At 71.6% G+C, this 18,685-nt stretch carries 19 protein-coding genes; 7 read left to right on the top strand and 12 right to left on the bottom strand.

The genetic code is table 11. From position 1 onward, the window contains the following. The first annotated feature begins 109 nt into the window (after positions 1-109). The 5 genes from folP to H0H10_RS35770 all read left to right on the top strand — a co-directional run bounded on the left by folP (position 110) and on the right by H0H10_RS35770 (position 3,334). Complete coding sequence (gene folP, locus H0H10_RS35790) at positions 110-1,000, top strand: dihydropteroate synthase (protein WP_188185347.1); 891 nt, start codon at positions 110-112, stop codon at positions 998-1,000. Continuing rightward, entirely contained in the window at positions 997-1,500 is a 504-nt protein-coding gene (locus H0H10_RS35785; RefSeq protein WP_188185346.1) for a nuclear transport factor 2 family protein, read from the top strand. Before folP ends, H0H10_RS35785 begins: the two co-directional genes overlap by 4 nt. Positions 1,501-1,816: 316 nt before the next feature. Beyond that, positions 1,817-2,176, top strand: a complete 360-nt coding sequence (gene folB / locus H0H10_RS35780; RefSeq protein ID WP_188185345.1) for a dihydroneopterin aldolase — start codon at positions 1,817-1,819, stop codon at positions 2,174-2,176. Then, positions 2,173-2,784: a 2-amino-4-hydroxy-6-hydroxymethyldihydropteridine diphosphokinase gene (gene folK, locus H0H10_RS35775; RefSeq protein WP_188185344.1), complete on the top strand. Its 612-nt coding sequence runs from the start codon at positions 2,173-2,175 to the stop codon at positions 2,782-2,784. Before folB ends, folK begins: the two co-directional genes overlap by 4 nt. A 61-nt stretch (positions 2,785-2,845) precedes the next feature. Continuing rightward, positions 2,846-3,334 carry a DUF3180 domain-containing protein gene (locus H0H10_RS35770; RefSeq protein WP_188185343.1) on the top strand — a complete coding sequence of 163 codons (489 nt, stop codon included), beginning with the start codon at positions 2,846-2,848 and terminating at the stop codon, positions 3,332-3,334. A 13-nt stretch (positions 3,335-3,347) separates the two neighbouring features. Here the strand turns inward: H0H10_RS35770 and folE are convergent, their stop codons facing one another. The 6 genes from folE to dacB all read right to left on the bottom strand — a co-directional run bounded on the left by folE (position 3,348) and on the right by dacB (position 11,161). Continuing rightward, positions 3,348-3,953 carry a GTP cyclohydrolase I FolE gene (gene folE, locus H0H10_RS35765; protein ID WP_188185342.1) on the bottom strand — a complete coding sequence of 202 codons (606 nt, stop codon included), beginning with the start codon at positions 3,951-3,953 and terminating at the stop codon, positions 3,348-3,350. Positions 3,954-4,073: 120 nt separating this feature from the next. Further along, positions 4,074-6,110 carry an ATP-dependent zinc metalloprotease FtsH gene (gene ftsH, locus H0H10_RS35760; protein WP_188185365.1) on the bottom strand — a complete coding sequence of 679 codons (2,037 nt, stop codon included), beginning with the start codon at positions 6,108-6,110 and terminating at the stop codon, positions 4,074-4,076. A 184-nt stretch (positions 6,111-6,294) separates the two neighbouring features. After that, the gene (gene hpt / locus H0H10_RS35755; protein WP_188185364.1) at positions 6,295-6,855 is read right to left on the bottom strand and encodes a hypoxanthine phosphoribosyltransferase; all 561 of its coding nucleotides are present in this window, start codon (positions 6,853-6,855) and stop codon (positions 6,295-6,297) included. Positions 6,856-6,935: 80 nt separating this feature from the next. Further along, positions 6,936-8,003 (bottom strand): tRNA lysidine(34) synthetase TilS, encoded by a 1,068-nt coding sequence (tilS, locus tag H0H10_RS35750; RefSeq protein WP_188185341.1) that lies wholly within the window; start codon positions 8,001-8,003, stop codon positions 6,936-6,938. Between the two features lie 210 nt (positions 8,004-8,213). Beyond that, a complete protein-coding gene (locus H0H10_RS35745) occupies positions 8,214-9,341 on the bottom strand; it encodes an Rv3626c family coenzyme F420 biosynthesis-associated protein (protein WP_188185340.1) in 1,128 nt (375 codons plus the stop codon). 248 nt (positions 9,342-9,589) lie between these two features. After that, on the bottom strand, positions 9,590-11,161 hold the full coding sequence (gene dacB / locus H0H10_RS35740; RefSeq protein ID WP_188185339.1) for a D-alanyl-D-alanine carboxypeptidase/D-alanyl-D-alanine endopeptidase: 1,572 nt from the start codon (positions 11,159-11,161) through the stop codon (positions 9,590-9,592). A gap of 79 nt (positions 11,162-11,240) precedes the next feature. Between dacB and H0H10_RS35735 the strand changes: the two genes are divergently transcribed. Together H0H10_RS35735 and H0H10_RS35730 are read left to right on the top strand one after the other, a co-directional pair. Further along, the gene (locus tag H0H10_RS35735; protein ID WP_029394330.1) at positions 11,241-11,732 is read left to right on the top strand and encodes an inorganic diphosphatase; all 492 of its coding nucleotides are present in this window, start codon (positions 11,241-11,243) and stop codon (positions 11,730-11,732) included. Between the two features lie 123 nt (positions 11,733-11,855). Further along, positions 11,856-13,565, top strand: a complete 1,710-nt coding sequence (locus H0H10_RS35730; RefSeq protein ID WP_188185338.1) for a threonine/serine exporter family protein — start codon at positions 11,856-11,858, stop codon at positions 13,563-13,565. A 17-nt stretch (positions 13,566-13,582) separates the two neighbouring features. On the opposite strand, the gene H0H10_RS35725 is transcribed toward H0H10_RS35730, so the two are convergent. From H0H10_RS35725 to H0H10_RS35700, 6 genes are all read right to left on the bottom strand, one after another. Then, a complete protein-coding gene (locus tag H0H10_RS35725; RefSeq protein ID WP_188185337.1) occupies positions 13,583-14,548 on the bottom strand; it encodes a DedA family protein in 966 nt (321 codons plus the stop codon). A gap of 143 nt (positions 14,549-14,691) precedes the next feature. Beyond that, on the bottom strand, positions 14,692-15,453 hold the full coding sequence (locus tag H0H10_RS35720; protein ID WP_188185336.1) for a MerR family transcriptional regulator: 762 nt from the start codon (positions 15,451-15,453) through the stop codon (positions 14,692-14,694). A 160-nt stretch (positions 15,454-15,613) separates the two neighbouring features. After that, the gene (locus H0H10_RS35715; protein WP_188185363.1) at positions 15,614-16,375 is read right to left on the bottom strand and encodes an ABC transporter permease; all 762 of its coding nucleotides are present in this window, start codon (positions 16,373-16,375) and stop codon (positions 15,614-15,616) included. Between the two features lie 41 nt (positions 16,376-16,416). Continuing rightward, on the bottom strand, positions 16,417-17,358 hold the full coding sequence (locus tag H0H10_RS35710) for an ATP-binding cassette domain-containing protein (RefSeq protein WP_188185335.1): 942 nt from the start codon (positions 17,356-17,358) through the stop codon (positions 16,417-16,419). Between the two features lie 75 nt (positions 17,359-17,433). Then, positions 17,434-18,075 (bottom strand): PadR family transcriptional regulator, encoded by a 642-nt coding sequence (locus H0H10_RS35705; RefSeq protein ID WP_188185334.1) that lies wholly within the window; start codon positions 18,073-18,075, stop codon positions 17,434-17,436. Between the two features lie 10 nt (positions 18,076-18,085). After that, on the bottom strand, positions 18,086-18,631 hold the full coding sequence (locus H0H10_RS35700) for a DinB family protein (protein ID WP_188185333.1): 546 nt from the start codon (positions 18,629-18,631) through the stop codon (positions 18,086-18,088). Positions 18,632-18,685: the final 54 nt, after the last annotated feature.

The following is an 18,685-nucleotide window of genomic DNA, read 5'->3' as shown; positions in this document are numbered from 1 at the left end:
CACCCCCACCGAAGCAGCACAGGCCGCCGCAGGCATCCCCGCCCAAGCGCCGCAGGCACCCGCGGCACCACCACCGGAGCCGCCCGCCCACTGGGCCTACGCTGAACACATGAGCAAGCAGACCGGCCGCCGCCATCTGGCGGGACTGACCGCATGGGACCGCTGCGCGGTCATGGGGGTCGTCAACGTGACCCCCGACTCCTTCTCCGACGGCGGTCGCTGGTTCGACACGACGGCCGCCATCAAGCACGGCCTCGACCTGGTCGCCGAGGGCGCGGACCTGGTCGACGTCGGCGGCGAGTCCACCCGCCCGGGCGCCACCCGCGTCGACGAGGAGGAGGAGCTCAGGCGGGTCGTCCCGGTCGTGCGCGGACTGGCCTCCGAGGGCGTCACGATCTCCGTCGACACCATGCGCGCCTCCGTCGCCGAGCAGGCCCTCGCCGCCGGCGCCGCCCTCGTCAACGACGTCTCCGGCGGCCTCGCCGACCCCCGCATGATCCCGGTCGTCGCGGACGCCGGCGCCCCCTTCGTCGTCATGCACTGGCGCGGCCTGCTCGAAGGCGGCAACGTCCGCGGCGCGTACGACGACGTGGTCACCGAGGTCGTCGACGAGCTCCACGCACGCGTGGAGGCCGTTCTGGAGGGCGGCATCGCCCCCGACCGCATCGTCGTCGACCCCGGCCTCGGGTTCTCCAAGGACGCCGAGCACGACCTCGTCCTCCTGGCCCACCTGGACCGCCTGCTGGACCTCGGCCACCCCCTGCTCGTCGCGGCCTCCCGCAAGCGGTTCCTCGGCCGGGTCCTCGCCGGACCGGAGGGCTCCCCGCCGCCCGCGCGCGAGCGCGACGCGGCCACGGCCGCCGTCTCGGCGCTCGCGGCGCACGCCGGCGCATGGGCCGTGCGCGTGCACGAGGTCCGGGCGACGGCCGACGCCGTCCGGGTCGCACGCGCCATCGAGGGCGCGCGGGCGGCGGACGAGGGCGCAGAAGGAGCCCGGTGAACGCCCCCCACATCGACGTCGAACAGGTCGAGGCCGCCAACACCGCCTTCTACGAGGCACTGGAGCGGGGCGATTTCGAAAAGGTGTCCGAGCTGTGGCTCACCCCGTCCGACCTGGGCATCGACGAGACGTACCACGACCCGGCCGACGCCGGCGTGGTCTCGTGCGTCCACCCCGGCTGGCCGGTGCTCACCGGCCGCGGCGAGGTGCTCAGGTCGTACGCGCTGATCATGGCGAACACCGACTACATCCAGTTCTTCCTCACCGACGTGCACGTCTCCGTCACCGGCGACACCGCCCTGGTGACCTGCACGGAGAACATCCTCAGCGGCGGCCCCGCCCCCGACGAGGGCGAGGAGCTGGGCCCGCTCGTCGGCCAGCTCGTCGTCGCCACCAACGCCTTCCGGCGCACGCCCTCCGGCTGGAAGCTCTGGTCGCACCACGCCTCGCCGGTGCTGGCCGAATCCGACGAGGAGGAGGGCGAGGACACACCCTCCTGAGTGGGTAGGAGCAACGCCGAGGACCCGCCCGGACCAAGAGCCGGACCACCGGCCCATGAACCGGATCAAGAACCGGATCAAGAAGTGGCCAAGAAGTGGCTGGAATCACGGACCGGCGGGTAAGGGCGGCCACCAGCCCGTGAGCCGCCGGGCCCGCCAGGGCAAACGTACGGTGAAACCTCCTGGGCTGCCCCCGGTCCGACGCCCCCCGTGGCCCGGCACTGTCGGTGCTCGCGGGTAGATTCGACTGCAGGCCGGCGTGCCGCCCGCACGCGGTGAGGACCGGCCGAGACCGACGACTGCAGGAGTGATTCGCGTGGATCGTGTCGCGCTGCGCGGCCTGAAGGCCCGCGGGCACCACGGTGTGTTCCCCAAGGAGCGCGAGGAGGGCCAGACCTTCCTCGTGGATGTCGTCCTTGGCCTGGACACCCGGCCGGCCGCGGCCGACGACGACCTGGCGAAGACCGTGCACTACGGCATCGTGGCCGAGGAGGTCGTGGCCGTCGTCGAGGGCGAGCCCGTCAACCTCGTCGAGACCCTCGCCGAGCGCATCGCCCAGGTCTGTCTGAAGCACGAGGGGGTGGAGGAGGTCGAGGTCTGCGTCCACAAGCCGGACGCACCGATCACGGTCCCCTTCGACGACGTGACCGTCACCATCATCCGGAGCCGTGTATGAGTGCCCCGTTCACCAAAGGTCCCAGCGACCCGACCGTCCAGCCGGTACCCGCCTCGGTCGTCGAGAAGGTCGACGCCGCCGACTCGACCCTGTCCAACCCCAAGCGCGCCGTGATCGCCCTCGGTTCCAACCTCGGCAACCGCCTGGAGACCCTCCAGGGCGCCATCGACGCGCTGGAGGACACCCCCGGCGTGCGCGTCAAAGGCGTCTCGCCGGTCTACGAGACGGAGCCGTGGGGCGTCGAGCCCGGCACCCAGCCGTCGTACTTCAACGCGGTCGTCGTCCTGAAGACCACGCTTCCCCCTTCCTCCCTGCTGGAGCGGGCGCACGCCGTCGAGGAGGCCTTCCACCGCGTACGCGACGAGCGCTGGGGCCCGCGCACCCTCGACGTCGACATCGTCGCCTACGCCGACGTCGTCTCCGACGACCCGCAGCTCACCCTTCCGCACCCCCGCGCCCACGAACGCGCCTTCGTCCTCGCCCCCTGGCACGACCTGGACCCCGAGGCCCTGCTGCCCGGCCGGGGCCCGGTCGCGGACCTTCTGGAGGCCGTCACGCGGGCCGGCGTCGCACCCCGCGCCGACCTGGAACTCCGGCTGCCCGAGTAGTCGTTAAGGTCGAGACGGCCGACGTCCGGAACCGGACATCCGGGGGAACCGAAGGGACACCGTGAAAGAGTTGCGCATCAGGGTGCTGGCAGGCGTCTTCGTCGTCGCCGCAGTCCTGTCCTGGGCGGGCGCCCGCCTGTGGAACTCGGTCGGGACCCTCCCCAGCGTCCCTCTGGCCGCCCCCGTCGTCCTCGCCCTGATCGCCGTGGTCCTGCTGGCCACGGCACTCTCGCTGCGCGCCCGCCTGAAGGCCCAGCGCGACCGGGTCCCCGGCGCCAAGGGCGTCGACCCGCTGATGGCGGCCCGCGCGGTCGTCTTCGGGCAGGCCAGCGCCCTGGTGGCCGCCCTCGTCGCCGGTATGTACGGCGGCACGGGCGTCTTCCTGCTGGAGTCCCTGGACATCCCCGCCCGCCGCGACCAGGCCATCTACGCCGGCTTCTCGGTCCTGGCGGGCATCGGTGTCATAGCGGCCGCCCTCTTCCTGGAGCGCGTGTGCAGGCTCCCGGAGGACGACGACAACGACCACGCGGGCGCTGCCCCGGCGGCCTGAGGCCGCCGCGGGCTCACTGGGCCATGATCAGGCTCATCGCCTCGTTGCGGGTCGCCGCGTCCCGCAGCTGACCGCGCACCGCCGACGTGATGGTCTTCGCGCCGGGCTTGCGGATACCCCGCATCGACATGCACATGTGCTCGCACTCCACGACGACGATCACACCGCGCGGCTCCAGGATCTCCATCAGGGAGTCCGCGATCTGCGTGGTGAGTCGTTCCTGCACCTGCGGACGGCGGGCGTAGACGTCCACGAGGCGGGCCAGCTTGGACAGCCCGGTGATCTTGCCACTGGCCGACGGGATGTAGCCGACGTGGGCGACACCGCGGAACGGCACGAGATGGTGCTCACAGGTGGAGAACACCTCGATGTCCTTCACCAGGACCATCTCGTCGTGCCCCAGGTCGAACGTGGTGGTCAGCACGTCCTCGGGCTGCTGCCACAGCCCCGCGAATATCTCCTTGTACGCCCGTGCCACCCGGGCCGGCGTCTCCCGCAGGCCCTCGCGGTCCGGGTCCTCGCCGACCGCGATCAGCAGTTCGCGCACGGCGTTCTCGGCCCGCTTCTCGTCGAACTCGCCGATCGAGCCCTCGCCGTCCAGCGTCACCGGGTCGGTCATGTGGTGCCTCGTTCCTGTCTGTTCTCGCTGCCGGGCATACGAAAATGCCGCGCCCCCCAGGCTAGAACCTGGGGGCCGCGGCATACATTCCGGGCCTGGTGGGGCCACCGGGGAGAGCGGTCAGCTCTCGGGGCGGTCCTCCGGGGTCCGCTCGGGCGCCGGGGCGGGCTCCGCCGCGGTGCTCTTGGCGGTGATCGCCGCCGTCGCGCCGTTCGCACCGTTCGTCAGGGCCAGCTCCTTCGGGGAGAGCACCGGCGGACGGGTCGAGGGGGTGCGGCGCGAGGAGCCGGTCCAGGCGGGCCGCGGCGGACGCTTGACGATCGGGGCGAAGATCTCGGCGATCTCCTCCTTGCCCAGCGTCTCCTTCTCCAGCAGCGCGAGGACCAGGTTGTCGAGGACGTCACGGTTCTCGACGAGGATCTCCCAGGCCTCGTTGTGCGCCGTCTCGATGAGCTTCTTGACCTCTTCGTCGACGAGCGCGGCGACCTCTTCCGAGTAGTCGCGCTGGTGAGCCATCTCACGTCCGAGGAACGGCTCGGTGTTGTCGCCGCCGAACTTGATCGCGCCGAGACGCTCGGTCATGCCGTACTGCGTGACCATCGCGCGGGCCAGACCGGTGGCCTTCTCGATGTCGTTGGCGGCGCCCGTCGTCGGGTCGTGGAAGACCAGTTCCTCGGCCGCGCGGCCGCCCAGCATGTAGGCGAGCTGGTCGAGCATCTCGTTGCGCGTGGTCGAGTACTTGTCCTCGTCCGGGAGCACCATCGTGTAGCCGAGGGCCCGGCCGCGGGAGAGGATCGTGATCTTGTGGACGGGGTCGGAGTTCGGCGAAGCCGCCGCGACCAGGGCGTGACCGCCCTCGTGGTACGCGGTGATCTTCTTCTCCTTGTCCGACATGATCCGGGTCCGCTTCTGCGGGCCGGCGACCACGCGGTCGATCGCCTCGTCCAGCATGTGGTTGTCGATCAGCTTCTGGTCGCTGCGGGCCGTCAGCAGGGCGGCCTCGTTCAGCACGTTGGCCAGATCGGCACCCGTCATACCGGGCGTACGGCGGGCGACGGCCGACAGGTCGACGTCCGGGGCGACCGGCTTGCCCTTCTGGTGGACCTTGAGGATCTCCAGACGGCCCTGCATGTCCGGGCGGTCGACGGCGATCTGCCGGTCGAAGCGGCCGGGGCGCAGCAGCGCCGGGTCGAGGATGTCGGGCCGGTTCGTCGCGGCGATGAGGATCACGCCGCCCTTGACGTCGAAGCCGTCCATCTCGACGAGGAGCTGGTTCAGGGTCTGCTCGCGCTCGTCGTGACCGCCGCCGAGGCCGGCGCCGCGGTGGCGGCCGACCGCGTCGATCTCGTCGACGAAGACGATCGCGGGCGCGTTGGCCTTCGCCTGCTCGAACAGGTCACGGACCCGGGAGGCACCGACACCGACGAACATCTCGACGAAGTCGGAACCGGAGATCGAGTAGAACGGGACGCCCGCCTCGCCCGCGACGGCACGCGCGAGCAGGGTCTTGCCGGTCCCGGGAGGCCCGTAGAGCAGGACGCCCTTGGGGATCTTGGCGCCGACGGCCTGGAACTTGGCCGGCTCCTGGAGGAACTCCTTGATCTCATGGAGTTCCTCGACGGCCTCGTCCGACCCGGCGACGTCCGCGAACGTCGTCTTCGGGGTGTCCTTGGTGATGAGCTTGGCCTTGGACTTGCCGAAGTTCATGACCCGGGAGCCGCCGCCCTGCATCTGATTCATCAGGAACAGGAAGACGACCACGATCAGCACGAACGGCAGCAGGGAGAGCAGGATCCCGACGAACGGGTTCTGCTTGGACGGCGACACCGTGTAGCCGTCCGAGATCTGCTTGTCCTGGAACTTGTTCTGCAGCGTGTTGGCGATGTCCACGCCCTGATCGCCGATGTAGCTCGCCTGGATCTTCGAGCTGCCCTCGACCTTTTCGCCGTCCTTGAGCTGGACCTTGATGGTCTGCTCGTCACCGGTGGTGAGCTTGGCCGACTCGACCTTGTTCTGGTTGATCGCCTGGACGACCTGGCCCGTGTCCACCGTCTTGTAGCCGCCGGACGAGCCGACGACCTGCATCAACACGACCACGGCAAGGACGGCCAGCACGATCCACATGACCGGCCCACGGAAGTATCGCTTCACGTCCATCCACACGGAGCGGTGCCGCCCCGTCCCTCCTGCCATAGTGAGTTTGATAAGACAGTTCTTCTGACGGTACCCCAGCCTGGTGGCCCGCAGCCGCACGGACGGCCGACGTTCCCGTCTGCATGCTCCAACGGCGCGAGGGCCGCCGGGGTTCCCGTTCGCCCCGCGAAACCGCTACGGGGCCGTGTCAGCCGCCGTAGACGTGGGGCGCGAGCGTACCGACGAACGGGAGGTTGCGGTACTTCTCGGCGTAGTCGAGGCCGTAGCCGACGACGAACTCGTTGGGGATGTCGAAACCGACCCACTCCACGTCGATGGCGACCTTGGCGGCGTCCGGCTTGCGCAGCAGGGTGCACACCTTCAGGGAGGCGGGCTCGCGCGAGCCGAGGTTCGAGATCAGCCAGGACAGCGTCAGGCCGGAGTCGATGATGTCCTCGACGATCAGGACGTGCTTGCCCTTGATGTCGGTGTCGAGGTCCTTGAGGATACGCACCACACCGGAGGACTGGGTGCCCGCGCCGTACGAGGACACGGCCATCCAGTCCATGGTGACGGGGGTGGACAGCGTCCGGGCGAGGTCGGCCATGACCATCACCGCGCCCTTGAGCACACCGACGATGAGCAGGTCCTTGCCCGCGTACTCCGCGTCGATCTTCGCGGCCAGCTCGGCCAGCTTCGCGTCGATCTCTTCCTTGGTGATGAGCACCTGCTGAAGGTCGGCACCCATGTCTTTCGCGTCCACCCGCATCACTTTCGGTCGTCCCACCGGCCGCCGGGCCGCCCACGGCTCCGTGTGCCGCGTACGCGGCCCTGCCCGGGGGTCCGGATTCAGCCTTGCCGAATCACCAGTCTGCCACCCTGCCGCCGGGCGACGACTTTCCCGGGGAGGTTGATGGCCCCCTGGCCGCGCCAGCCGGTGATCAGCCGGTCGACTTCCTCGATGTGGCGGGCGAACAGCGCACCGGCCGGGGCACCGGCCTCGATGGCGGCGCGGCGCAGGATCCGGCGGCGCACGGCGGGCGGGAGGGCGTAGAGCTTGGCGCACTCCAGCTGCCCGGTGGCGTCGCGGACGCCGGCCTCGGCCTGCCGGGCCCAGGTGTCGAGGGCGTCGGCGTCGTCCCGGGAGAGCTGGGCCGTACGGGCGAGGGCCTCGACGACGCCCTTGCCGAGCGCCTTCTCCAGCGCGGGCAGGCCCTCGTGGCGCAGCCGGGAGCGCGTGTACGCCGGGTCGGCGTTGTGCGGGTCGTCCCAGACGGGCAGGGCCTGGACCATGCACGCCTTGCGCGCGGTCTGCCGGTCGACCTGGAGGAACGGACGGCGGTAACGGCCGCCGGCCCCCGAGACCGCGGCCATGCCCGACAGGGAGCGGATGCCGGAGCCGCGGGCGAGACCCAGCAGGACGGTCTCGGCCTGGTCGTCGCGGGTGTGGCCGAGCAGGACGGCGGCGGCGCCGTGACGCTGGGCGGCGGCGTCGAGGGCGGCGTAGCGGGCGTCGCGGGCGGCGGCCTCGGGCCCGCCCGTGCGGCCGACGGTCACGGCGGCGGACTCGACGGGGTCGAGGCCGAGCTCGCGCAGGCGCAGGACGACCTCCTCGGCGCGCAGGTCGGATCCGGCCTGCAGCCCGTGGTCGACGGTGACACCGCCGGCGCGCACACCGAGCCTGGGGGCCTCGAAGGCGAGGGCGGAGGCGAGCGCCATCGAGTCGGCGCCGCCGGAGCACGCCACGAGCACCAGCGGCGCCTGCGGGCGCCCGCGAGCGGTGTCGGCGGCCGGCGCACCCACGGCGGCGCGCTCGGGGATGCCGCCGGTGGTGGCGATGTTCAGTTCGGTGAGGATGTCGTGGAGGACGCGGCGGACCGCCAGGCGTATCGCCGCGACCGCAGGATGGGGACCCATGTCCGGTGCCCTTCATGAAGTTTTCGGGGGTGACCCCGAGTGTCGGTCACGCAGAGTGTGTCGATGGTGACAGAAACGGGGCGTTCTCCGAGCATCGCACGCCTGCCGAGGGCTCACGGTCCCTCGGACGGGTGATTGGAGGGGCGTTCGCCTGCCGTCGGCCGGATCCGATTCACGACCCCTCCGCCGATTCACCACCCCTCCGCCGGTTCACGACTCCGGCTTGCGGTGCACCCGCGCGATCCAGTCCGCCGGTTTGGCGATCTCCGACTTGGTGGGGAGCGTGTTGGGGGAGGTCCAGACGCGGTTGAAGCCGTCCATGCCGACCTCGTCGACGACCGCGCGCACGAACCGCTCGCCGTCCCGGTACTGCCGCAGCTTGGCGTCCAGGCCCAGCAGCTTGCGCAGGGCAAGGTCGAGCCGGGACGCGCCCTTGGCGCGGCGCTGCTGGAACTTCTCGCGGATCTCCCCCACGGTCCGCACGACGTCCGGGCCGACGCCGTCCATCACGAAGTCGGCGTGGCCCTCCAGCAGGGACATCACGGCGGTGAGGCGGCCGAGGATCTCTCGCTGGGCCGGGGTCTGCACCAGTTCGACCAGGGACCGGCCGCCGTCGTCCTCCTCGCCCTCGGGCCGGCCGCCGGCGAGCGACTGGGCGGCCTCCCGGATGCGCTCCAGCACGGTCATGGGGTCGACGTCGGTCTCCCCCAGGAAGGACTGGATCTCGCCCTCCAGGTGGTCGCGGAGCCAGGGCACCGCGGTGAACTGCGTGCGGTGCGTCTCCTCGTGCAGGCACACCCACAGGCGGAAGTCGTGGGGCTCGACGTCGAGTTCGCGCTCGACGTGCACGATGTTCGGGGCGACGAGCAGCAGCCGGCCGCCGCCGTCGGCTCCGGCGGGCAGTTCGCGGGTGGCCGGGGCGAAGGTCTCGTACTGTCCGAGGACGCGGGAGGACAGGAACGACAGCAGCATGCCGAGCTCGACGCCCGTGACCTTGCCGCCGACGGCGCCGAGGACCGCGCCGCCGGGGGTGTTGCCGCGCCGCTCCTGCATCTTGTCGAGCAGCGGCTTGAGGATCTCCCGGAACCCCGCGACGTTCGCCCGGACCCAGCCGGGGCGGTCGACGACGAGGACGGGGGTGTCGTGCCCCTCCTCGGTGGCCAGACGGGTGAAGCCGCGGACGTGCTCCTCCGAGGCCTTGGCGTGCCGGCGCAGCTCCGCGACGACGGCCCGGGCCTCGTCGCGGCTCACGTCGGGGCCCGGCCGTACGAGCCGGGTCGCGGTCGCCACCGCGAGATTCCAGTCGACCATGCCGGAAGATGCGCCGATGCTCGTCATGCGTCAACGGTACGTGAGCGCTGCCGCTGGGGGCAGGCTGTGCGGTCGGGAGGGTGGGGTGCGTTGTGAGGTACCGGTGTTGTCCCTGAGGGGCCGGCGTCGGCTCGGCGAGGTCCGTTGCGACGGCGCCCGGCGTTGTCGGCCGTGCCCACCCTCCCCCATTGCCTGAACGGCATGGGAGGCACCCCCATCGCCCTGCGGAACGACTGCCCGCGGCGGTACGGCGGGCCGGTCCACGCCCGGGGCGCTCATCTGCAGCCGCAGGTCGCCAGGGCCGTCGCCGCTCGGTCCAGGACGGACTGGGCGGCGTGCGGGTCCGTGGTGTCCGAGGCCAGGAACGCGAAGGCGAGGAGCCGGCCGTTGCGGTCGACGACCGTGCCCGCGAGGGTGTTGACGCCGGTCAGCGTGCCCGTCTTCGCGCGGACGAGACCCGCCGCGCCGTCCGCGTATCGGCTGGTGAGCGTGCCGGTGAAGCCGGCGACGGGCAGGCCGGTGAGAACCGGGCGGAGTTCGGGCCGGGCGGGGTCGGCCGCCGTGGTGAGCAGGTCCGTCAGCAGGTCTGCGGTGAGCCGGTCGGCCCGGTCCAGGCCGCTGCCGTCGTGGAACTCCGCGCCCTTCGTGGTGAGGCCGAGCTGCTGGAGCCGGGCGGTGATGGCCGCGGAGGCGCCGTCGAAGCCGGCGGGCTCGCCGCTCGCCCGTGCCGTGTGGCGGGCGAGGGCCTCGGCGAGGTCGTTGTCGCTGTTCGTCAGCATCCGCTCGACCAGGGCCGACAGCGGGGGCGAGGAGACGGTGGCGAGGGTGGCGGCGCGGTCCGTCGCCCTGGCCGGGCCGCGGGTCGTCGTCTTGATGCCGTGCTCGCCCAGCAGGCCGGCGAAGGTCCGGGCCGCCTCCCGGGCCGGGTCCGGCACGCGGGGGGCCGGACCGCTGGCGGAGTCGTCGGTGCGGCCCTCGTCGGCCATCAGGGCGGTGACGGCGGCCAGGTTCTCGTTGACCCCGATCGGGTGCATCGCGGAGCCGGTGTAGAGCGTCGTGTCGTACGACAGCGTCACCCGGCGCACCCCGCGCTTCTCCAGGGCCTCGGCGGTCCGGGCGGCGAGGGTGCGCAGGCTCGCGAGGCCGCCGGCGTCCTTCCGGGCGGTCAGCGTGGGGTCGCCGCCGCCGACCAGCACGAGCTCGCCGGTGCCGGGTTCCAGGACGGCCCGGGTGGTGAGGCGGTGGTCGGGGCCGAGCGCGGTGAGGGCGGCGACGGCAGTGGCGATCTTGGTGGTGGAGGCGGGGACGAGGGGGACGCCGACGCCCGTGCCGTACAGGCGCTCGCCGGTCGTGAGGTCGACGACGGAGGCCGCGTGCCGGGAGCCGAGCGCCGGGTCCTTCAGCAGGGGGTCCAGCACGTCGGCGGCGTTCCTGCCGCTCGGTGCCGCCTTCACCGCGCCGGACGTGCCGCCGAGTCCGGTCAGCACGGCCCCCGCGCTGGGGGCGGGCCGGGGCGCCCCGGGCGCCGTACCGGAGTCGCCGGCTCCGCGACCGTGATCTGCGCCACCCGTGCGCTCCTGGGCGACGGCCCGGTGGCGCTCGGCCGTACGCTGACCCGTGGAGTCCCAGGGGCCGGCGGCGGTCACCACACCGGCGGCGAGCGCCAGCCCGGCGGTGGCGGCACCCGCGGTGTACTGCCACGTCTTCGGCGCCGTGGTCCGGGCGAGCCGCGCGACCCGCGGCGCGACGCCCCCGGCGGCGCGTGCGAGAAGCGGACGTACGGCGCCCGCGGCCCGCACCAGGCGCGGTCCCGCGGACCGCCAAGGCCTCAGCTCCGGCACGACCACCAGCCCCTTTCGCGATCACACACCTGCGTGAGGGACACTTAACCACCAGACCTATGTGTTGATCATGGAGGAGCCACCGGTGGAGTTCGACGTCACGATCGAGATCCCGAAGGGTTCGCGGAACAAGTACGAGGTGGACCACGAGACGGGTCGGATCCGCCTGGACCGTCGACTCTTCACCTCGACCGCCTACCCGACCGACTACGGCTTCGTCGAGAACACCCTCGGCGAGGACGGTGACCCGCTGGACGCGCTGGTCATCCTGGACGAGCCGACGTTCCCCGGCTGCCTGATCCGCTGCCGCGCGATCGGCATGTTCCGCATGACGGACGAGGCCGGCGGCGACGACAAGCTGCTGTGCGTGCCGTCGACGGACCCGCGCGTGGAGCACCTGCGGGACATCCACCACGTGTCCGAGTTCGACCGCCTGGAGATCCAGCACTTCTTCGAGGTCTACAAGGACCTGGAGCCGGGCAAGTCGGTCGAGGGCGCCAACTGGGTCGGCCGCACGGACGCCGAGGCGGAGATCGAGCGGTCCTACAAGCGCTTCAAGGAGCAGGGCGGCCACTGAACGGCACCGCTCCCGTGACGGGTCGCACGCTCCGGGCGTGCGGCCCGTTCGCGTTCGGGTGCGCATACTGAGGGCTACAGGAGGGTGTGTTCGTACCATTTCGTACCAGGGAGCGCTAGGCAAGTGACGGACGCGGAAGACCGCAAGCCGCAGTCGGACGAGGCCAGGAGTGCCTTCCGGCCGCCGTCCGGGGTCGCGTCGCCGGTCGACGGCGAGGCGTCGACGACGTCCGAGTTCGCGATCCCCGACGGGCTGTCCGTGCCCCGGCCCGGTACGGAATCCGAGACGACCTCTGAGTTCGCCCTGCCCGAGGGGCTGGACGTGCCGCCGGCCCCGCCCGCCGAGGCCGAGGGGTCGGCGTTCAGCACGCCGAGCACCTACAGCGCCTGGAACGCGCCGCCCGCGTTCACGCCGCCGAGCGGCATGCCGGCGGTGAACCTGATGAAGGACGTGCCCTGGCAGGACCGGATGCGCGCGATGCTGCGCATGCCGGTGGCCGAGCGGCCCGCCCCGGAGAAGACGCAGCGGCACGACGACGACACGGGGCCCGCCGTACCGCGTGTGCTCGACCTGACCCTGCGTATCGGCGAGCTGCTGCTGGCGGGCGGCGAGGGCGCCGAGGACGTGGAGGCGGCGATGTTCGCCGTCTGCCGCTCCTACGGCCTGGACCGCTGCGAGCCGAACGTCACCTTCACCCTGCTGTCGATCTCCCACCAGCCGTCCCTGGTGGAGGACCCGGTGACGGCGTCCCGGACGGTGCGCCGCCGGGGCACCGACTACACGCGCCTCGCGGCCGTGTTCCAGCTGGTGGACGACCTCAGCGACCCGGAGACGCAGATCTCCCTGGAGGAGGCCTACCGGCGGCTGGCGGAGATCCGCCGTAACCGGCACCCGTACCCGACCTGGGTGCTGACCCTGGCGAGCGGGCTGCTCGCGGGCGCGGCCTCGCTGCTCGTCGGCGGTGACGTGATCGTGTTCTTCGCGGCGATGGTCGGCGCGATGCTCGGCGACCGGCTGGCGTGGCTGTGCGCGGGGCGCGGACTGCCGGAGTTCTACCAGTTCGCGGTGGCCGCGATGCCGCCGGCCGCGATCGGTATCGCGCTGACCCTGGCGCACGTGGACGCGGTCGCGTCCGCGGTCATCACCGGTGGTCTCTTCGCGCTGCTGCCGGGGCGGGCCCTGGTGGCGGGCGTGCAGGACGGACTGACCGGCTTCTACATCACCGCCTCGGCGCGTCTGCTGGAGGTCATGTACTTCTTCGTCGGCATCGTCGTCGGGGTGCTGGTGGTGCTGTACTTCGGCGTCCAGCTGGGCGCCAAGCTCAATCCGGACGCCGCCCTGGCCGGCACCCAGCGTCCGGTACTGCAGATCATCGCCTCGATGCTGCTGTCGCTGACCTTCGCGATCCTGCTCCAGCAGGAACGGTCCACCGTGCTGGCGGTCACCTTGAACGGCGGCGTGGCGTGGTCGGTGTACGGGGCGATGCACTACGCGGGCGACATCTCGCCGGTGGCCTCCACGGCCGTCGCGGCCGGGCTGGTGGGTCTCTTCGGGCAGCTGATGTCCCGGTACCGGTTCGCGTCGGCGCTGCCGTACACGACCGCGGCGATCGGCCCCCTGCTGCCGGGGTCGGCGACCTACTTCGGGCTGCTGGCGATCGCGCAGAACGAGGTCGACAGGGGGCTGGTGTCGCTGTCGAAGGCTGTGGCGCTCGCCATGGCCATCGCCATCGGGGTGCACCTCGGGTCGGAGATCTCGCGGCTGTTCCTGAAGGTGCCGGGGGCCGCGAGTGCGGCGGGGCGCCGGGCGGCGAAGCGGACCCGTGGTTTCTAGGCGCCCCTGAGGCCGGCTCAGTAACCCTGGTTGTAAGGGCCCTGACCGCCCTGCTGGTTGCCGTAGGGCTGCTGCTGTCCGTAGCCCTGGGGGTACTGCTGGGCGTACGGCTGCCGGCCGCCGTACGGCTGCTGCGGGTACTGGTCGCCGTAGGGCTGCTGGTTGCCGTAGGGCTGCTGGTCGCCGTAGGGCTGCTGGTCGCCGTAGGGCTGCTGGTTGCCGTGGGGCTGCTGGTTGCCGTACGGCTGCTGCTGGGGCTGCTCGGCCGGGTCGATGCGGCGGAGCTGGGTGGTGGCGTCGTCCATGACGGGCGCGTGGGCCTGGAACGGGGCCTCGGGGCGGGGGGCCTCGGGCGGGTTCTTCTTGTTCTTGGAGCGGGCCCGCAGGAACTCGATGATGATCGGCACGACGGAGATGAGGACGATCAGGATGAGGATCGCCTCGATGTTCTCCTTGACGAAGTCGATGCCGCCGAGCCACGAGCCGAGCAGAGTGACGCCCGCGCCCCACAGGATGCCGCCGATGATGTTGAACGTCAGGAACGAGCGGTACCGCATGCCGCTGACGCCGGCGATGATCGGCGTGAACGTGCGCACGATGGGCACGAAGCGGGCCAGGACCAGGGACTTCGGGCCGTACTTCTCGAAGAACTCGTGCGCCTTGGTGACGTTCTCCTGCTTGAACAGGCGGGAGTCCGGGCGCTTGAAGAGCGACGGCCCCACCTTCTTGCCGAACATGTAACCGGCCTGGTCGCCAAGGATCGCGGCGAGGCAGATCAGCACGATCGCCGCCCACAGGGGGAAGTCGAGCTGTTCGGAGGTGATCAGCAGGCCCGCGGTGAACAGCAGCGAGTCGCCCGGCAGGAAGAAGCCGATGAGCAGGCCCGACTCCGCGAAGACGATGAGGAGCAGGCCCCAGATCCCGAATGTGTCCAGCAGATAGTTCGGGTCCAGCCAGCTCGGGCCGAGGGCAAGCGTCGTCACGGTTCCGGGCTCCTGTGGGATGAGGGGTACGGCGATCGGGTACGGCCGCACAAAGCTATCAACGCCTTGTGCCCACCCCAGGTTCCACGGGTGCCGCCAGGATGAACTGTGACCTCCCCCGGCGCGAGCTGTGAACCGCCGGGTCACCCAGAGTGCCGGTGCGCGTTCGCCGCGATCGCGTCCCGCAGATAGACCGCGAGGCCGGGACGGATCTTGTCGTACGTCGCGGTGAAGCGCGCGTCCGCGACGTACATCTCGCCGAGGCACGTGTGCATCTCGTGGCCGCAGTCGTAGTACGAGCCGGAGATGAACCGGCGGTGCTCCTCCGCCGTGTCCATGGCCTCCTCGGAGTCGGCCGGGGTGCCGGCGGCCATCAGGTCGGCCATGCGCCGGTGGATGGCGTCGAACTCGTCGGTGAGGCGCTTCCAGTCGTCCTTGGTGTAGGCGGCGGTGCGCTGCCGGGACTGGCGGTAGGCGTCCGTGTTCCCCCAGCGTTCGCGCACCTCGTCCTCGTACTGGTCGGGGTCGTGGTCCCCGAAGACCTCGAACTTCTCCTCGGGCGTGAGGTTGATGCCCATGCTGCGTGCCTCCATGGCCTGCTCCACGGCCGCCGCCATCTTCCGCAGCTTCTCGATCCGGGCGGTCAGCATCTCGTGCTGGCGGCGCAGGTGCGCGCGCGGGTCCGCGTCCGGGTCGTCGAGCAGGACGGCGACCTCGTCGAGCGGGAAGCCGAGCTCCCGGTAGAACAGGACCTGCTGCAGCCGGTCGAGGTCGGCGTCGCTGTAGCGCCGGTGGCCCGCGTGGCTGCGCTCGCTCGGGGTGAGCAGGCCGATCTCGTCGTAGTGGTGCAGGGTGCGCACCGTCACTCCGGCGAAACCGGCGACCTGTCCCACGGAATAGCTCACTTCCGCTCCCTTCGTCTGACGCCCTCCACGCTGCCGCCTCACGCGACGTGAGGTGCAAGCCCGGGTGCGGGGCGGGCGGCCCGGACCTGCCGCAGGATCCATGCCAGCGCACCACGGGCACCACCGGCCACGGGACGAGACCGGGGACCGGTTTACCCCACTAGCGGCTGAGCCCCGCGAACCTGCGCACCGCCAGCGGGAAGAACACCGCCAGCAGGACGAGGGGCCAGACGACGGCCCACCCCAGGTGCCCGGACTCCCCGCCGGGGCCGCCGAACAGGTCCCGTACGGCCGTGGCGGTGTGGGACATCGGGTTCCACTGGACGACCGTGCCCAGCCAGTCCGGCATGGAGCCGGGTGTGGCGAAGGCGTTGGAGAGGAAGCCGACCGGCCAGACCAGGATCTGCACCGCCTGCACCATTTCCGGCTTCCCGGCGACCAGGGCCAGGTAGATGCCGGCCCACAGCATCGCGAAGCGGAAGAGGAGGAGCAGTCCGACGGCGGCGAGGAAGGCGCCGGGTCCGCCCTGGGTCCGCCAGCCCAGCGCGTGGCCGACACCGATCAGCACCGCGAGGCCGAGCGCGGACTGGAGCATGTCGGCGGCCGCACGGCCCACCAGCACCGCCCCGTTGGCCATGGGCAGGGAGCGGAAGCGGTCGACGACTCCCTTGTTCAGGTCCTGGGTGACGGCGATCATCGTGCCCTCCAGGCCGAAGGCCATGGTGAGCGCGAGCATTCCGGGGACGAGGTAGTCGACGTACTCCCCGGACACGCCCCGGCCGCCGCCGACCAGGTAGCCGAACATCAGCAGCAGCATGACGGGGAAGACCAGGTTGACGACCACCGTGACCGGCTGCCGCGCCCAGCGGGCCAGCTCGCGGCGGGTCATGGTCCAGGAGTCGGTCAGAGCGTACACGCCCATGGCGTTCGTGCCCATGGCGTTCGTGCCCATGGCGTTCGTGCTCACACGGCCTCCTCGGCGCGCTCGGTGAGGTGCAGGAAGACCTCGTCCAGGGTCGGGCGGCGCAGGGCGACGTCCTCCGCCTCGACGCCGGCCTCCTCAAGGGCCCGTACGACCCCGGAGAGTGCCGTCATGCGGTCGGTGACGGGGGCGCTGAGCAGCCGGCGGTCGGCGTCCACGCGGACGCCGGTGAGCGGCAGCAGGGCGACGGCGGCGCCCAGTTGTCCGGCGTCGCGCAGGACGACGTCGATGCGGTCGCCGCCCGTCGCCGCCTTCAGTTCGTCCGCCGTGCCGTCGGCGACGACCCGGCCCGCGTCGACCACCGAGATGCGGTCGGCCAGCTGGTCGGCCTCCTCCAGGTACTGGGTGGTCAGCAGCACCGTCGTACCGCCGCCGACCAGGGAGCGGACCGAGTCCCACACCTCGGCGCGGCCGCGCGGGTCGAGGCCGGTGGTCGGTTCGTCCAGGAACAGCACCTCCGGTTCGGTGATCAGGGACGCGGCGAGGTCCAGGCGGCGCCGCATGCCGCCGCTGTACTGCCGCACCGGCTTGCGTCCGGTGTCGGTGAGGTCGAAGCGCGCCAGGAGTTCGTCGGCACGCGCGCGTGCCCTGCGGGCGCCCAGGTGGTGGAGGCGGCCGAACATCTCCAGGTTCTGCCGGCCGCCCAGTTCCTCGTCGAGCGCCGCGTGCTGGCCGAGCAGGCCGATGCGCAGGCGCACGGCGTACGCCTCGGTGACGACGTCGTGCCCTGCCACCTCGATCCGGCCCGCGTCGGGACGGAGCAGGGTGGACAGGACCCGGACGAGGGTCGTCTTGCCCGCGCCGTTGGGGCCCAGCACCCCGTGCACCGTGCCGCGTGCGACCGTCAGATCGAGTCCGTCCAGCGCGTTCTTGCTTCCGTACCGCTTGCGTGCTCCTTCGACGGTGATCGCCGCGTCGGCCACTCCGCACTCCCTTCGCTAGCCAAATTTGACTACTGAGGGACAGTAACGCGGTCCGAGCATGTTAGTCAAACTTGATTAGCGACCGTCTCCCCCGTGGGGGCCGCCCGTCGCAAACGGGTTCTCCTCCCCCTCGGCCAGCACGCCGACGAACGGCTCGCCCTCGCCGGCGAAGGTGTAGGCGCCGCCCCGGATGCGTTCGATGAGGCCACGGGTCCACTCGGCGCCGGAGTCGGCGGAGTGGAGCCAGAAGTTCATGATCTCGCCGATGTGCCCGAGCTGCCCGGGGCCCTCCTCGGGCGTGTAGTACTCGGTGACGGAACGGCGCCACTCCTCGATCCTGCGCACCCGCTCCTGAAGGAGCGCGAGCGCCTCCTCGCGCGGCAGGTCGACCATGAAGCCGAGCGCCGCGGTGAGCACGTCCGGCCGCTGGTCGTAGGCCGTCAGGTACTCGCGCAGCAGCGTCAGGTACTCCTCGGTGCCCTGCTCGGTGATCTCGTACTCCACGCGCGGCGGTCCGCCCGCCGTCGACGGCGCGATCTCGTGGGCGAGCAGCAGTCCCTGCTTCGCCATCTGCTTCAGGGCGTGGTAGATCGAGCCGGGCTTGGCGTTGGACCACTCGTGCGCGCCCCAGTACTCCAGGTCGTTGCGCACCTGGTAGCCGTGGGCCCGCCCGTGCTGGCGCACCGCGCCGAGCACCAGGAGACGGATCGCTGACATGGGGTCCAGACTAGGCGGGGGCGCCCTGCTCCTTCGCCACCAGGTCCCAGGCGGAGGCGCCGTCCAGCGACTCCCGGATGATGTCGGCGTGGCCGGCGTGCCGGGCGGTCTCGCGGATCAGGTGCAGGCACAGCCAGCGCATCGAGACGCGCTCGGCGGCCGGGAACCAGGGCTCGTCCGGCAGCGGGAAGGTGTCGTCGAGGCTGGGCACCGAGCGGATGAACGCCTCCGTCTCGGCGGCCACCTCCTCCCAGTACGCGAGCTGCGACTCGACCGTCTCGTCACCGGTCAGGGCGAAGCACTCGTGCCAGTTCGACTCGTCCCGGCGGACGGCCGGCGGCTCCTGCTTGGCGCGGGCGATCCAGCCCTGCTCGACCTCGGCGACGTGCTTGAGGAGCCCGCCCAGGGACAGTTCGCTGGCGCTCGGCCTGCTCGCGGCCTGCTCCTCGGTCAGGCCCAGCAGCGCCCGGCGGATGCCGCCGCGCTGCTCCGCCAGGAAGGACAGCAGCGCCCCGCGCTCGTCGCCCTGCTCCTCGGCTCGCACGTGAGTGACCATGACCGTCCGCCTTTCGTCGGGTTCGGGGGGGCTTCCCCCTGACACCGACGACGC

Source organism: Streptomyces griseicoloratus (genome assembly GCF_014534645.1).
In the GTDB taxonomy this organism is placed as follows: Bacteria; Actinomycetota; Actinomycetes; order Streptomycetales; family Streptomycetaceae; genus Streptomyces; species Streptomyces griseicoloratus.
The sequence above is the reverse complement of the archived record's forward strand: the minus strand, read 5'-3'. Positions and strand labels throughout refer to the sequence as shown.

Bases quoted from the DNA above. Each gene is read 5' to 3' on its own strand.
- folP (WP_188185347.1), top strand. From the start codon at position 110: ATGAGCAAGCAGACCGGCCGCCGCCATCTGGCGGGACTGACCGCATGG.
- folK (WP_188185344.1), top strand. From the start codon at position 2,173: ATGAGTGCCCCGTTCACCAAAGGTCCCAGCGACCCGACCGTCCAGCCG.
- folE (WP_188185342.1), bottom strand. From the start codon at position 3,953: ATGACCGACCCGGTGACGCTGGACGGCGAGGGCTCGATCGGCGAGTTC.
- ftsH (WP_188185365.1), bottom strand. From the start codon at position 6,110: ATGGACGTGAAGCGATACTTCCGTGGGCCGGTCATGTGGATCGTGCTG.
- hpt (WP_188185364.1), bottom strand. From the start codon at position 6,855: ATGCGGGTGGACGCGAAAGACATGGGTGCCGACCTTCAGCAGGTGCTC.
- tilS (WP_188185341.1), bottom strand. From the start codon at position 8,003: ATGGGTCCCCATCCTGCGGTCGCGGCGATACGCCTGGCGGTCCGCCGC.
- H0H10_RS35745 (WP_188185340.1), bottom strand. From the start codon at position 9,341: ATGACGAGCATCGGCGCATCTTCCGGCATGGTCGACTGGAATCTCGCG.
- H0H10_RS35715 (WP_188185363.1), bottom strand. From the start codon at position 16,375: ATGGGCGTGTACGCTCTGACCGACTCCTGGACCATGACCCGCCGCGAG.
- H0H10_RS35705 (WP_188185334.1), bottom strand. From the start codon at position 18,075: ATGTCAGCGATCCGTCTCCTGGTGCTCGGCGCGGTGCGCCAGCACGGG.
- H0H10_RS35700 (WP_188185333.1), bottom strand. From the start codon at position 18,631: ATGGTCACTCACGTGCGAGCCGAGGAGCAGGGCGACGAGCGCGGGGCG.